This window comes from Streptomyces niphimycinicus, from assembly GCF_018883605.1.
GTDB lineage: Bacteria > Actinomycetota > Actinomycetes > Streptomycetales > Streptomycetaceae > Streptomyces > Streptomyces niphimycinicus.
This window is the reverse complement of record NZ_JAHLEM010000242.1, coordinates 19844-31966: the sequence shown is the minus strand read 5'-3', so window position 1 is coordinate 31966 and position 12123 is coordinate 19844. Positions and strand designations below refer to the sequence as shown.

The following is a 12123-nucleotide window of genomic DNA, read 5'->3' as shown; positions in this document are numbered from 1 at the left end:
CTCGGCGCCGACGCGGGCCGCGACCTCGACGACTCGGAGTGACGAGGAGGGGTACGAGGCGACGGCGTCCGGTGCGTGCTCAGTACGAGTAGAAGCCCGAGCCCGTCTTGCGTCCCATCCGGCCCGCGTCCACCATCCGCAGCAGCAGCGGGGGAGCTCGACCGTTGACGAGTGCCGTCCGCCCCGCCGCCCGACTGGATCCTTGCCCGCCGCAGGGCCGTCGGCGACCCGCGAACTGCGGACCTGGCGCAACCTCACTCAGGAGAAGCTCGCTGAGAAGTGCGACGTTGACGAGGATCTTTGATTGAAAACGGCCAGTGACGCTCTTTGCTCCCCAGGCTGTTGCCTTGGTCAACGTGGAATGGCGTTCGCCCGTCAGTTAGATGTCCGTCTTCGAACCCCGAGGCTGATGGGCCAGCCCTCATCTGAGGATCTGCAGAGGGGGTGTCTTCCCTAGGCTCCATCCGCGCGGTTCAGGAGGATGGCCACACGTGCAAGGAGCTTGCCCATGTTCTCGATGCCTGGTCGGAGGTTTCGCTGGTGGACGAAGACAGCCAGATCGAGGGCTACGTGGGCGAAGCAGTAGGCCAGCGCGCCACGTCCTGCGACCTGCTCGCCAGCGGTACAGAGCAACTCGATCGCCTCCGGAGTGATGCCGTCGGCGCTCAGGAGCGTCGCGTAGTCGAAGACTCTGGTGCCGCTGCCCAGCGCTTCGATGTCGATGACGCCGCTGACATGGGCGTCGTGGAAGAGGATGTTGGCGGGCCGGAAGTCGCCGTGGACCAGGTCACCGGTGGGCAAGGTGCCCGATCCGTAGGCAGCCAGGAGGCGTCCGCACGCGTTGGCCAGGGCGAGTCCGGTTGGGCCGGTCTTCGCTGCCTGCTGTCGCAGTTCTGCGGCTCGGTCGGCCATGCGGGCCGTCACAAACTGCGACCAGCACCGTTGTGGATCGGGATCGAGGCCAGCGTGCATCTCCAGGACGTCGATGAGCAGTTGGGCCTCGCGTGCCCCCACTTGGCGTCGGCTGTGGCCGGGTACGAGTTCTTGAACCTGATAGCCGAAGCCGTCGGTGCTGGTACCGACAGCGAGCCATGCCGGGGTCGGGTATCCGGCCGCGCGGATCTTTGCCACCCCCGCCGCGGCACGCTCGATCTGTGGGGCCCAGCCGCGGTCAAGACTCCATTTGAGTACCGCCTGCAGACCAGTCTCGTCGGTCAGGCGCCAGGCACCTGACTGAACCCCATCGTCGAATCGGTGGTCCAGCAGGAACTGGGTGTCGTGTGCGTAGTTCGCCTCTCGCAGAACAGCCCTCGTGATGCGCACATCAGCGCGGTCCGGCACGTTGTTCTCGGACATGGTGTGATCTCCTCGGCACATCAAACGAGCCGCTGTCGGTATACCGACAGCGACGGAGTGAACGCTTCAGCGCCAGCCAGGGCTGACGGCACGGAGATCAAGCCACGGCTCGGACGCTACTGGGTCCCTTCCTGCCCCGCATCAGGTTTTGAAGGCTTCGGGGCCGCACCACTTGTGTCAAGGGCGCCCTCGGCGTGGTAGGCATTGGCCTGTGCTCGCCCTCGACAGCTTGTCCTGGCCCCGAGGGGCTGGCCGAAGGGCGAATCTGGAGATGCGAGCGAGCCGGGCCTCGGCAAGTGGGCGGCCGAGGCGGGGGCTTCTCCGTGTGGGACTCCGGCCTCCACGATCCCCGTCCGGGGCCGGAGTCCCTGCCCTGCGGTCGACGGCCGCGCCTCGGCAAGCCGACCGGCAGGGGCTTTGGAGGGTGGGCCGCTGGTCGCGCGCTCCGGCGGGGGCCCGGAGCCCAGCAGCCCACCCGGTCTATCGGTACGGGTCGGCCGCGACGCACAGGTAGACCGCGAGCACCACCGACGCGGGAATCGCGCCGAGCAGAAGGCCCAGGTGGGCGGCGCGGAAGGCGAGCAGCGCGGCCCGTAAGGCAGGGGTCTGGCGACGGTGCCTCATCCGGGGCCTCCTGCGCGGGCCTGCCGAGTGGCCTCCTCGTGGGCGTGCAACAGCCGCTCACCCTCCGAGCAGACGGCGCCGGGCGTCCGGCAGGCCGGGCAGCCCGCGGCGTGCTCGATGGCCGCCCGCCACGACCCATCGGCGCGCGGGTCGGCGATGGGTTCGGGGGCCGTCATCGGGTCCTGCCTCGGTCGAGGGCACGGCGCATGGCGGCGGCCTGGGTCACGGCGTCGGCCGGGTAGTCCCGGGCGTGGGCGGGGCAGGCGTAGACGGTGGCGCCGGCGACGCTGCCGCTGTGCTCCATCGTTACCAGGACCGGCTCTTCGGTGGGCAGTTGGCAGCGGTGGCAGAGCTGCCGGCCGTCCGGTGTCGGGCCGAGGATCTCCCTGACGGCCTGGGCCAAGGCGTCGTGAAGCAGCCGGGTGTCGGTGAGGCAGCGGTCGAGACGGAACGGGACGCGCCAGTACGAGGAGTGGCCACTAACCCAGGACGCGGGCGGTACGCCGAGGAGGGTGCCTTCGTCGGCGAGTTCGGTGAGGACGCGGATCTGGCGCATGCACCAGCTACGGGCGGTGTCGATGCCGATCAGCCAGTATGTCTTGCCGTAGGTGTCGTCCTGGATCACGGCGCCGGATCGGTGGCCGAGCAGTTCCAGGGCGCGGTCGGCGACAGGGGTGGGCGCGGAGATGGCGTCCCACCATTTGCCCACCGGTAACGCCTCGATGTCGTCGGCGTTCGGCGGCTGCCAGGGCAGGTTTCTGGTCGTCATGGTCGGCTCCATGCGCGGTCTGTGTGCTGACCGTCACATCGTGCCGACGCAACAAGGCCGGAACTATCAGAGCTGACTGATAGTCCCGGCCAAAGGTTGACGGTCCGTTACGCGCCCAGCCAGGCGCCGAATCCGGTGAACGTCTCGGGCATCGACCGCCGGGCGTGCGCCAGCCCGGCGTAGGTCTCCCGCACCATCGGGTGGTATCGCGTCTGCTGCGGAGCCACGCGGCGCGCCTTCCGCAGGCTCTTGAACGAGTCCTCCGTCCGGCCCATCCATAGCTGAGCCCGGGCAACCTCGGCGTGGTGGTGGGCTAGCCGCGACTGCGGCCAGTCGTCCGGCACCGTCAGCCCTTCCGCCGCCTCGACCGCCTCGGGGTACATGTCCCGCTCGGCCAAGCTGCTGACCTTGTGGACGCCCACGTTGGTCGGGCCGAACGCCAGCCAGTGCGTCTCCACTGCTTCCCCGGTGCGCTTCGCGATCCGATCAGCCTCGGCCAGGTGCCCATCGGCGGCGGCCCCGTCCTTGCTGCGGGCGGACAGCACTGCCGCACCCAGGTGGAGCTGTCCGGTCACCACGTCACGCTCACGGCTCGGCGCCGCCTGCTCCATGGTGGACATCCCCATCGTGATCAGCCGCTGACCCGTCCCGTACTGCGCCGCCCGCAGGTACACCAGGGCTCGCATGTACTGGCGCATCCCGCTCAGCACCGGGTCAGATGCGCGCTGTGCTGCCCACTCCACACGGTCCAGCGCCACGGTGCACAGGTCCGCGTAGCCCAACTTCGTGGTGACGTCGTACGCCGTCCGATAAGCGGAAGCCAGGATCTGCCAGGCCCGGTCCGCCCCCACTGCGTACGCCGCAGCGGTGGCCTCGTGGATGAGCCCCGGCAGCTCGGCCGCAGCGGTCTTCAGGTCCGTGGCGCGCACCAGCGCGCACAGCCGTTCGGTGTCGCCATGCAGTTCGTCGAGCCCGCGGGGGGCAACCTCGGGGTCGGCGCCGAGGTCGTAGACGTCCAGGGCCTCGCGGATGGGCTGGATCAGGCCGTCCAGTTGGTCATGGCGTAGCTCTTGGATATACGGCTGTCCAGTGAGGTCGGAGACGGGCACGGACAGGGCGCGGGCCAAGGCCCCGATGACGGAAGGGCTGGCGGGCAAGTTGCCCTGCTCGACCTTGGTCAGGGTGCTGTACGAGACGTGGCTCTTGTCGGCCAGCTCGCGCTGCGTCAGATGGCGGGTTTTGCGCGCCTTCGCGATCCGCACTCCGGTGTGCTCTTCGATGCTCTGTGGCATGCTGAACTCCGTTCTGCTCGACATCAGAACGGTACCCGCGGTCGGCTCCGCCGGTACGGCTGAACGGCCCCCGCCTGGGTTTCGGTGGGGGCCGTCGCGCTTCCTTGACACGGCGAAACGCCCTCGCCCGAAGCACGCGCCACCGTGGCGCTGCTGCATCTGCTCTGCGAGCAGGGTGGCCCCGGGGCCGACGCCGCGGTCGAGCCGGCGGCCAGACTCGGCTGCCGGCCCCCGCCGAGTAGGCCCCCTACACCGGCAGCGCGTTGCCCCGGCCGTTCAGCCACACCTGCTGACCGGCAGGCGTCACCGTGAGCCCGAACTGCGTGCGGGCCGGGCGACCAGCATCCGCCCACCAGGCGTGGGCCGCCTCGACCTCGGCCCACAGCCGGCGCGGGCCGTGCTGCTGCACGTCGTACTCGACAGCGTCCGGCTCGTAGTCGACCGACGCCCACGACCCGGTGCCCGCGTCGGCGAGCCATAGCGTCCACGCACCGTCAGGCCCCTGGCCCGTAGCCCACTGGCAGCCGGGAACCAGCACTCCGACCGCGAACCAGGCGTCATCGTTGCCGAGGACGTGCGGGTCGAGTCCGGTGTGGCTGTCGTGGGTTTCGCCCCCGGCCCGGGCGATGGCCATGACGTCCCGCGGCGGTGCCTGTGCCCTCATCCACATGAACGCCGCGTCGTCCACAACCCGGCCGGATGCCACAGGTCCGTCGGGGCAGTGCTCGACGGTGAGCTGGAGGAGCACGCCGTTGCGCAGCGTGGTGCCCCACGGGAGCACGATGATCCCGCCCGGCTTGGTCTGCTCGATCCAGGCGCGCGGCACGTCGTGCACGGAGCAGGTCGCAATGAGCCGGTCGTACGGCGCACGCGCCACCCAGCCCTCAGCGCCGTCACCGGTGACCACGGCGGGTGCGTACCCCGCGGTCTCGAGGCTGGCGCGCGCCCGCTCGGCCAGTTCGGCGTCGACCTCCACCGAGGTGACCTGCTCGTCGCCGAGCCGGGCCGCGAGGAGTGCCGCGTTGTAGCCGGTGCCCGCGCCGATCTCCAGTACGCGGTGACCGTCCTCGGCTCGGAGTGCGGCGAGCATGCGGGCGACGATGCGCGGCATGCTCGCCGAGCTGGACGGCGTGCGCGCCACCTCGGCGTCGGGCGGGTCCTCGACCTGGGTTACCAGTGCCTCGTCGGCGTAGGCGAGATGCTCCCACCGGTCGGGGTCGGCGGCTCGGTCGAGGGGCGTGTAGCCGTCGTCGCCGCGGACCCAGATGCGGTCAGGGATGAACCGGGCACGGTCGACGCGCAGAAATGGGCCGCGCCAGTCGGCGGAGAGGTGGCCGCCGTGGCTGAGCATCTGGGTGAGTGCGGCTGGGCCGTTCGCGGTGAGCATGCCGCCTACTTCGGCTGGGGCCCGGGTGGGGTCGGCTGGGCTGGAGGGATGGGCTTGTCGGGCTTGTGCCCGTCGCCTTCGGCTACGTCCGGCTTGCCGCTGTGCTTGCCCATGGCGCTCCCTCGTCTCGTTGAAGTGAGGGCCATGGTGGCGCGGGCTCGGGGTGTGCGGCAGGGCGCACGGGTGCTTGCCCGGGGGTGCGCGCGCCGAGGTGTGGCACCGGGCTGGGCGTATGGCCCGTGCCCCGCACGTCATCGTCCAGACTGCCCTCACCCACCGGCGGCCGGACCGTGCGCGTGAACGGCACGATCCTCGGTAGGGGCGGCTGTCCGTGGTCCGGGATGGCCGCCCTACTGATGTCCGCGGAGACCTGCGGGCTACCTCTTCGAGCGGGTGTCAGCGCTGGGCATCAGTACGAGTAGAAGCCCGAGCCCGACTTGCGTCCCATCCGGCCCGCGTCCACCATCCGCAGCAGCAGCGGGGGAGCGGCGTACAGCGGCTCCTTGTACTCGGCGTACATCGAGTCGGCGATCGCCGCGATCGTGTCCAGGCCGATCAGATCGGCCAGCTTCAGCGGGCCCATCGGATGGGCGCAGCCCATCTCCATGCCGTTGTCGATGTCCTCGCGGCTGGCGATCCCGGACTCGAACATCCGGATGGCGGAGAGCAGATACGGGATGAGCAGCGCGTTGACCACGAACCCCGCGCGGTCCTGGGCGCGGATGGCGTGCTTGTCCAGGACGTCGTGGACCAGCGCCTCGGTGCGCTTGATGGTCTCGTCACCGGTGGTGAGCGCCGGGATCAGCTCCACCAGCGCCTGCACCGGCGCCGGGTTGAAGAAGTGGATGCCGATCACCTGATCCGGGCGGGAGGTGGCGACGGCCAGCTTGACCAGCGGGATGGAGGAGGTGTTGGAGGCGAGGATCGCGTCCGGACGGGTCACCACCTGGTCGAGGACCTGGAAGATCTCCGTCTTGACCTGCTCATTCTCGACGACCGCCTCGATCACGAGGTCACGGTCGGCGAATTCCCCCAGGTCGGTGGTGAAGCTCAGCCGGTCCAGCGTCGCGTCGCGCTGCTCCTCGGTGATCTTGCCGCGCTCGGCGGCCTTGCCGAGGGAGTTGGTCAGCCGGGTACGCCCTATCTCCAGGGCCTCACCCGTGGTCTCGGCGACCATGACGTCCAGGCCGGATCGGGCGCACACCTCCGCGATGCCCGCACCCATCTGGCCACAGCCCACCACTCCGACGCGTTCGATGTCGGTCACATCGTGCCTTTCGCTGGTCCAACTGTCCGTTGTGCCGTCCCCCTGTCGCCCCAGACGTTACCCTCCGGTTATCGGCGAGGGGCGGGCCGGGGCCGGATTCCCGTCCCCGGCCCGCCCCCGTCCCCGGCTTGCGCACGGGGCTCTCACACCGCGGTCACGAGGTGTCGCCGCGCAGGATGCCGCGGCCGTTGGTGGCCACGTAGACCCGGCCGTGGACGCGCGGGTCGCCGGTGATCGAGGCGCCCGTCCAGCCCCACTGGTGGGCGTCGTCGTCGATCCGGGTCCAGCTCGCCCCGGCGTCGGTGGAGCGGAAGATGCCGCGCACCCCGCCGATCTTCGCGCTGGTGTAGAGCGCTCTTGCGGTCGGACTCCACCACCGCCCCGGCCGGGATACCGCTCGACGCCGAACAGGAGTTGCCGAAACCGGTGGTGTGGTAGACGGCCGAGGTGCCCTCCGGGGCCCAGACGAAGCCGCTGCCGTCGGCCGCCGCGGCCACCGTGCCGCCGCCCGTGACCCCGGACGGCTCACTGCCCTGGAACCAGTTGGCGCCGTTGTCGGTCGAGTAGGCGATCCGCGGGGCGGAGTCGTTGTTGCCCATCCTCTCCGGACGTGGGGGTAGTGAGGGGTGCGGGCCCTGCGGGCGAGGCTATTTGGGAGCGCTCCCATGCGTGCGTCATCCGATGCTGGCGGCCGGATGGCCGTGCGAGAAGGGTGAAGTCAAGCGGTCCTCAAGGGGGGTTGGGCTTGCGTGGCCCGGATTCGCGATAGGCATTGCCGGGCGCCCCACAAGGGCCCCATCATCAGCGGGAGTTGCCTCCTCCGGCGCGATGGCTGCCCGGGGCCGGAAGGGTGACGGCCTCCTGGGGCCGCGGTCCCGGCCGGTGGCGGGCGGCGGCGCTACGTTGGCGACACGACCGAGGCGAGGAGTTGGGCATGGGTCGGATCACGCGCAGAAGTCTGACGGTGGCGGCCGCCGGAGCCCTGGCCGCCACCGTCACCGCGGGGGACGCGCTGGCACAGGGGCGGGGCGGTGGGCACCGGCCCGAGTTCCGCGGGATGTGGCTGGCCACCGTCGCCAACCGCGACTGGCCGTCCAAGCCGGGTCTCACCGCGGACGCGCAGCGGGCCGAGCTGCTGAGCTTCCTGGACACCGCCGTGCGCCGCCGGCTCAACGCGGTGGTCTTCCAGGTACGGCCGACGGCGGACGCCCTGTGGCCCTCACCGTACGAGCCGTGGGCCGAGTGCCTCACCGGCGTCCAGGGCCGGGACCCGGGCTGGGATCCGCTGGGCACCGCCGTGCACGAGGCGCACCGGCGCGGCCTCGAGCTGCACGCCTGGTTCAACCCGTACCGGATCGCCAACCACACCGACCCCTCCCGGCTGATCCCCACCCATCCGGCCCGGTTGCACCCCGAGTGGGTGGTGCCGTACGGCGGGAAGCTCTACTACAACCCCGGGCTGCCCGAGGTCCGCCGCTTCGTCCAGGACGCCATGCTGGACGCGGTCGCGCGCTATGACATCGACGCCGTCCACTGGGACGACTACTTCTACCCCTATCCGGTGGCCGGCCAGGTCTTCGACGACGACGCCGCCTACGCACGCCACGGCGCGGGCTTCCCGGACCGGGCGGCCTGGCGGCGCGACAACATCGACCGGCTGGTGTACGAGACGGCCGGGCGCGTCAAGCGGCTGAAGCGGCGGGTGCGGTTCGGCGTCAGCCCCTTCGGTGTCTGGCGCAACCAGGCCACCGACCCGCTGGGTTCCGCCACCACGGCAGGGGTGCAGACCTACGACGACCTCTTCGCGGACACCCGCGGCTGGGTGCGGCGGGGCTGGCTCGACTACATCGTCCCGCAGGTCTACTGGAACATCGGCTTCGCCGCCGCCGACTACGCCGCGCTCGTGCCCTGGTGGTCGGAGGTGGTCCGGGACACGGGGGTGAACCTCTACATCGGCGAGGCGCTCTACAAGGCGGGCGATCCGGCGCAGCCCGCGCCCTGGCAGGACCCGGCGGAGCTGTCCCGGCACCTCACCTTCGACCAGGGCTTTCCGCAGGTGCGCGGCAATGTGTACTTCTCGGCCAAGGAAGTGGCCGCCGACCGCAACGGCGCCATGGCGCGTGTGGTCGCCGACCACTATCCCCATCGTGTCCGTCCGCCCCGCTGAGCCGGGGCCCCGGGCTCGCTAACGCTGCCCGGGTCCGGCGGCCAGATGGCGGACGACCGAGTCGGGCCCGGGGGAGAACAGGCACTCGTGTCCGTCGTCCTCGTAACGCACGCGGTAGGGCGGTTCCCCGTCGGTCCCGAGCACTTCGATGATCTCCGCTACACGATCGTGAATCCCGACAACCCTGCCGTGCACCAGCAGCTTGTCGCCTACGGTCGCCTCCATATGCGTGACCTCCTGTCCGCTGGAGGGCAATGCGATCCCTGTGGCCAGTCTATGGCTGGTTGTCCTGGTTTGCTCCCGCCGGGGGATGATTCGGGTCCCCCCGCTTTGGGGACCCGGCTCGCCGCTTCGGGGATCCGGTCCGCCGTTTCGGGAGCCCGGTCCGCCGTTTCGGGGATCCGGTCCGCCGCCGTGGGCCCCGGTGCCCGGCCCGCCGCCGGGGTCCGTACGGTCCTCGCCGCCGGGACCCGTGCCCGCTGCGTCACCCCGATGCACACCAGCACCGCCACGGCGGCGATCGGGGCGGCGGGGGTCAGCTTCTCGCCGAGGAGCAGCACCGACCACACCAATGTGAGCAGCGGCTGGGCCAGTTGGAGCTGGCTGGCCCGGGTCACCCCGATGGCGGCCATCCCCCGGTACCAGACCACCATGCCCACGAACTGCGAGCCCACCGCCAGCCACAGCAGTCCGGCCACCGCGCGGCCGCCGAGGTGGACGTCCTCGGCCGACACCGCGAGCACCGCGCCCGCCAACGCCAGCGGCAGACAGCCCACCAGCGCCCAGCCGATCACCTGCCAGCCCGGCATATGGCCGGCCAGCCGTCCGCCTTCGGCATAGCCCGCCGCGCACACCGGCAGCGCGGCGAACAGATACAGATCGCCCGTGGTGGGCGCGCCGCCGCTCTGCTGGAGCGCGAAGGCGATCACGACCGCGGCCCCGGCCAGCGCCGCCGCCCAGAACGTCCGCGAGGGCCGTACCCCGGTGCGTACGGCGGAGAGGGCGGCGGTGGTGAGCGGCAGCAGGCCGACCACCACGGCCGCGTGTGCCGTGGTGGAGGTCTGGAGGGCGAGCGTGGTCAGCAGCGGGAAGCCCACGACGACCCCGGCCGCCACGACCAGCAGCCCCGGCCAGTGACGGCGGTCCGGCACCGGCACCCGCAGGGCGGCCAGCGCGCCGCCCGCGATCAGTGCGGCGAGCACCACCCGGCAGGTGGTCACCGACCAGGGGCCGAGGCCGGTCAGCGCCCAGGCGGTGCCGGGGAAGGTCAGGGAGAAGGCGGCTACGCCGAGCATGGCGAGCACGGTGCCGGTGCGGGCGGCGGACGGCGACGGGGCGTTGTCCCGGGCCCGGGCGGTGTCCTCCCGGCCCCGGGCGGTGTCGTCCCGGCCCCCGGTGGGGCCGCCGCTCACCGCTATCGCACTGTCGTCAGTAGCGCTATCCTGTACTGTCATGGAACAGCGTAGCAGTGTGGCCGAACTCGCGAAATCGCTGCGGGAGGAGCTGGACCGCTACTCACCCGGAGAGAAGCTGCCGTCCAGCCGTGTCCTGGTCGAGCGCCACCGGGTGAGCCCGGTCACCGTCTCCCGCGCCCTCGCCGCCCTCGCCGCCGAAGGGCTGGTGGTCACCCGCCCCGGCGCCGGTGCCTTCCGCGCCGACCGCCCCGGGGCCGGGGCGCCACGGCCGGGCGACACCTCCTGGCAGGAGGTCGCGCTGAGCGTGGAGACGGCCGGCGAGCCGGTGCGCCGCTCGGTCGACGCCTCCGGCGTCCTGGCCACGCTCGCCGCCCCACCGCACGGGATCCTGGAGTTCAACAACGGCTATCTGCACTCCTCGCTCCAGCCGGAGCGGGCGCTGTCCGCCGCCCTGGCCCGCGCCGGACGGCGGCCCGGGGCATGGGAGCGCCCCCCGGTGGAGGGGCTCCCCGAGCTGCGCGCCTGGTTCGCCCGCGAGATCGGCGGCCCGGGCGGAACCCTCGGCGCCGCCGACGTACTGATCACCGCGGGCGGCCAGTCCGCCCTCACCTGCGCGCTGCGCGCCCTCGCCCCGCCCGGCGCGCCCGTCCTCGTCGAATCCCCGACCTACCCCGGGGTGCTCGCCGCCGCCCGCGCCTCCGGGCTGCGCCCCGTCCCGGTGCCGGTGGACACCGAGGGGGTCAGGCCCGAGCTGCTCGCCGAGGCGCTGCGGGCGACCGGCGCCCGGGTCTTCGTCTGCCAGCCGCTGTTCCAGAACCCCACCGGGGCGATGCTCGCCCCCGAGCGGCGCCGCGAGGTGATCGGGATCGCCCGTGCGGCGGGCGCGTTCGTGGTCGAGGACGACTTCGCCCGCCGGCTCGTCCACGAGGACGCGCCCCCGCTGGCCCCCACGCTCGCCGCCGACGACCCCGACGGGGTGGTGGTCCATGTGTGCTCGCTCACCAAACCCACCTCGCCCAGCCTGCGGGTGGGCGCGCTCGCCGCCCGCGGCCCCGCGCTGGGGCGGCTGCGCGCGATCCAGGTCGTCGACAGCTTCTTCGTGCCCCGCCCGCTCCAGGAGGCCGCCCTGGAACTCGTCGGCGCCCCCTCCTGGCCCCGCCATCTGCGCAACGTCGCCGCCGAGCTGCGCACCCGCCGCGACGCGCTGGTCACCGCCGTCCGGCGCGAACTGCCCGACCTGGAGCTGCGGTATGTCCCGCCCGGCGGCTACCACCTGTGGCTGCGGCTGCCCCAGGGCACCGACGAGACCGCGCTGGACTCCGCCGCGCTGCGCGCCGGGGTCGCCGTCGCCCCCGGCGGCCCGTACTTCTGCGCGGAACCGCCCGCGCCACATGTGCGGCTGAGCTTCGCGTCGGTGGCGGGCGTCGGCGAACTGGCGGAGGGCGTACGGCGGTTGAGCGCGGCGTGGGGCGAGGTGCTGGCGGGGGCGTAGCGGTGTCCGGTGCGGGTCCTGCCGCCCGCGGCGGGCTGTTCCCCTCCCCGCCCCTTCCCACAACTGGGGCTCCGCCCCAGACCCCGAAACCGGGGCTCCGCCCCAGACCCCGGACCGGGCGCCCCAGACCCCGAAACCAGGGCTCCGCCCCCAGACTCCGGCGTCAAGGGGCGGAGCCCTGCCGCGTGGCGGAGCCGCACATCGACACGGCCCGGCGCCCCTTCAGGGCGTCCGCATCCTGCCCGCCACCCACGATGCGCACGGTGTTCATGAGACGGTTGCTTCGAGCCGCCCGGTGACCCGGCGCACACCGAAAGGCCCTGCTCTTCTCCTGGTTACGGGTCCTGGAGCCGT

General features: G+C 72.0%; 10 protein-coding genes and 3 pseudogenes. 2 read left to right on the top strand and 11 right to left on the bottom strand.

The genetic code is table 11. The features are described from left to right. Positions 1-79: 79 nt before the first annotated feature. From KN815_RS22245 to KN815_RS22205, 9 genes and pseudogenes are all read right to left on the bottom strand, one after another. Positions 80-157: pseudogene (locus KN815_RS22245) on the bottom strand (3-hydroxyacyl-CoA dehydrogenase family protein); the annotation flags it as partial. Between the two features lie 296 nt (positions 158-453). Then, on the bottom strand, positions 454-1356 hold the full coding sequence (locus KN815_RS22240; RefSeq protein WP_216343696.1) for a phosphotransferase: 903 nt from the start codon (positions 1354-1356) through the stop codon (positions 454-456). Positions 1357-1836: 480 nt separating this feature from the next. Then, positions 1837-1980, bottom strand: a complete 144-nt coding sequence (locus KN815_RS22235; RefSeq protein WP_216343695.1) for a hypothetical protein — start codon at positions 1978-1980, stop codon at positions 1837-1839. Further along, positions 1977-2156: a hypothetical protein gene (locus tag KN815_RS22230; protein ID WP_216343694.1), complete on the bottom strand. Its 180-nt coding sequence runs from the start codon at positions 2154-2156 to the stop codon at positions 1977-1979. Before KN815_RS22230 ends, KN815_RS22235 begins: the two co-directional genes overlap by 4 nt. After that, positions 2153-2749: a hypothetical protein gene (locus tag KN815_RS22225; protein ID WP_253209161.1), complete on the bottom strand. Its 597-nt coding sequence runs from the start codon at positions 2747-2749 to the stop codon at positions 2153-2155. Before KN815_RS22225 ends, KN815_RS22230 begins: the two co-directional genes overlap by 4 nt. A gap of 107 nt (positions 2750-2856) precedes the next feature. Then, complete coding sequence (locus KN815_RS22220) at positions 2857-4041, bottom strand: helix-turn-helix domain-containing protein (RefSeq protein ID WP_216343692.1); 1185 nt, start codon at positions 4039-4041, stop codon at positions 2857-2859. A 247-nt stretch (positions 4042-4288) separates the two neighbouring features. Then, a complete protein-coding gene (locus KN815_RS22215; RefSeq protein WP_253209160.1) occupies positions 4289-5428 on the bottom strand; it encodes a methyltransferase domain-containing protein in 1140 nt (379 codons plus the stop codon). 409 nt (positions 5429-5837) lie between these two features. After that, a complete protein-coding gene (locus tag KN815_RS22210; protein ID WP_216343691.1) occupies positions 5838-6695 on the bottom strand; it encodes a 3-hydroxybutyryl-CoA dehydrogenase in 858 nt (285 codons plus the stop codon). A gap of 154 nt (positions 6696-6849) precedes the next feature. Next, a pseudogene (locus tag KN815_RS22205) lies at positions 6850-7297 on the bottom strand (WD40/YVTN/BNR-like repeat-containing protein); the annotation flags it as partial. 332 nt (positions 7298-7629) lie between these two features. On the opposite strand from KN815_RS22205, the gene KN815_RS22200 reads away from it, so the two are divergent. Then, on the top strand, positions 7630-8862 hold the full coding sequence (locus tag KN815_RS22200) for a glycoside hydrolase family 10-like protein (protein WP_216343690.1): 1233 nt from the start codon (positions 7630-7632) through the stop codon (positions 8860-8862). 18 nt (positions 8863-8880) lie between these two features. Here the strand turns inward: KN815_RS22200 and KN815_RS22195 are convergent, their stop codons facing one another. Both KN815_RS22195 and KN815_RS22190 read right to left on the bottom strand, forming a co-directional pair. Continuing rightward, on the bottom strand, positions 8881-9087 hold the full coding sequence (locus KN815_RS22195; protein ID WP_014056134.1) for a DUF1918 domain-containing protein: 207 nt from the start codon (positions 9085-9087) through the stop codon (positions 8881-8883). 245 nt (positions 9088-9332) lie between these two features. Further along, a pseudogene (locus tag KN815_RS22190) lies at positions 9333-10316 on the bottom strand (DMT family transporter); the annotation flags it as partial. On the opposite strand from KN815_RS22190, the gene KN815_RS22185 reads away from it, so the two are divergent. After that, on the top strand, positions 10315-11769 hold the full coding sequence (locus KN815_RS22185) for an aminotransferase-like domain-containing protein (protein WP_216343689.1): 1455 nt from the start codon (positions 10315-10317) through the stop codon (positions 11767-11769). The pseudogene KN815_RS22190 and the gene KN815_RS22185 sit on opposite strands and share 2 nt — an antisense overlap. The last annotated feature ends 354 nt before the right edge of the window (positions 11770-12123 follow it).

What these genes read in the sequence shown, in the direction of transcription:
- KN815_RS22240 (WP_216343696.1), bottom strand. Translation starts at nt 1,356, where the DNA reads ATGTCCGAGAACAACGTGCCGGACCGCGCTGATGTGCGCATCACGAGG.
- KN815_RS22235 (WP_216343695.1), bottom strand. Translation starts at nt 1,980, where the DNA reads ATGAGGCACCGTCGCCAGACCCCTGCCTTACGGGCCGCGCTGCTCGCC.
- KN815_RS22230 (WP_216343694.1), bottom strand. Translation starts at nt 2,156, where the DNA reads ATGACGGCCCCCGAACCCATCGCCGACCCGCGCGCCGATGGGTCGTGG.
- KN815_RS22225 (WP_253209161.1), bottom strand. Translation starts at nt 2,749, where the DNA reads ATGACGACCAGAAACCTGCCCTGGCAGCCGCCGAACGCCGACGACATC.
- KN815_RS22220 (WP_216343692.1), bottom strand. Translation starts at nt 4,041, where the DNA reads ATGCCACAGAGCATCGAAGAGCACACCGGAGTGCGGATCGCGAAGGCG.
- KN815_RS22215 (WP_253209160.1), bottom strand. Translation starts at nt 5,428, where the DNA reads ATGCTCACCGCGAACGGCCCAGCCGCACTCACCCAGATGCTCAGCCAC.
- KN815_RS22200 (WP_216343690.1), top strand. Translation starts at nt 7,630, where the DNA reads ATGGGTCGGATCACGCGCAGAAGTCTGACGGTGGCGGCCGCCGGAGCC.
- KN815_RS22195 (WP_014056134.1), bottom strand. Translation starts at nt 9,087, where the DNA reads ATGGAGGCGACCGTAGGCGACAAGCTGCTGGTGCACGGCAGGGTTGTC.
- KN815_RS22185 (WP_216343689.1), top strand. Translation starts at nt 10,315, where the DNA reads ATGGAACAGCGTAGCAGTGTGGCCGAACTCGCGAAATCGCTGCGGGAG.